At 51.3% G+C, this 1,228-nt stretch carries 1 pseudogene; it reads right to left on the bottom strand.

The features are described from left to right. Window positions 1-261 precede the first annotated feature (261 nt). Window positions 262-1,184 (bottom strand): annotated as a pseudogene (locus J1785_RS00880) (IS5 family transposase). Window positions 1,185-1,228 lie beyond the last annotated feature (44 nt).

A 1,228-nucleotide genomic window follows, 5' to 3' on the forward strand; every position in this document is an offset into this window, starting at 1 on the left:
AAGTAAGAGAGGTTAAGATGGATTTCAACCTAGAAGATTTTTTCGGTGCAATGGGAAGTGGTTTGGGCATGGGGTTTGGTGTTGCCAGCCTGATTCCTCTGTGGTTTACACTGATCATATTACAAAGTGTGGTGCGATATCAGGCGCGGTGATTTTGAGCGCGGTGTATCTGTACTCCATCTGGAGAGCTAAATGATGCAGCCTGACGGCTTTGTTGAATAAATCGGATTTAGATAAAAGCGCCTCCCGTCACTGACTTCCTCAGGCAATCCGCACACTTTCTGGCATGCCTGCTCGCGTCATTTTGTTTAAGGCACGGATCATGGCCATAGCTTCTCCAACCTGTGCATCATAATCCCGCAGAGTCAGATGCCCACCGAACAGGTGTTTAACCCGGTAAATCGCCGTTTCTGTCACAGAACGCCGGTTGTAAAGCGTGTGCCATTCCCAGTAAGCATTGCTCTCCGTCAGACGTGGCCTTGCCACTGCCTGATTTCTGTCGGCATACACCGCCGGCCAGTAACCGGCCCTCGTTCGCGGCGTGATAAATGCCTTAATTTTCTTGCGCCTTAGCTCGTCGTGGCACCGTATTGTGTCATAAGCCCCGTCGGCGCAGGCGACCCGAATTTTCCTGTGCGTCTGACGGATAAGCCCCGGGAATGCCTCTGCATCAGTCACATTGTTCAGGGAAAGGTCAGCGCAGATAACTTCATGCGTACTGGCGTCTACCGCCAGGTGCAGTTTACGCCAGACGCGGCGCTTTTCCTGGCCGTGTTTTTTTACCTTCCACACACCCTCACCGAAGACTTTAAAGCCGGCGGAGTCGATAACCAGACGGGCAATCTCGCCTCTCGTAGGGTTTTTAAACGGGATAGTGACGGATTTTGCCCGTCTGCTGACGCAGGAATAGCTCGGGCAGCGGAGCGGGATATTCATTAGCGTAAAGATGGAGTCAATAAATCCCTGGGTGGCGCGCAGCGTGAGGCGAAAGATGCGTTCGACCATCAGAACGGTGGAAATAGCCAGTTCAGAATAACATTGCGGACGACCACGCGAAGAGGTTTTTGGTTCGTCGTACCAAACCTGGATGGTCGAGTCATCAAGCCGAATACTAGCGAACCGCAATTGACGAGAGCCTTGTTGTAGGCCGCTCAGTTTTTGATATTAAATTTTTGTTTTGCCACGGGATATCGCTACAGGATCAAGAATATGATGAGCTGATCCTGAT

Source organism: Rahnella perminowiae (assembly GCF_019049755.1).
Taxonomy (GTDB): Bacteria; Pseudomonadota; Gammaproteobacteria; order Enterobacterales; family Enterobacteriaceae; genus Rahnella; species Rahnella perminowiae.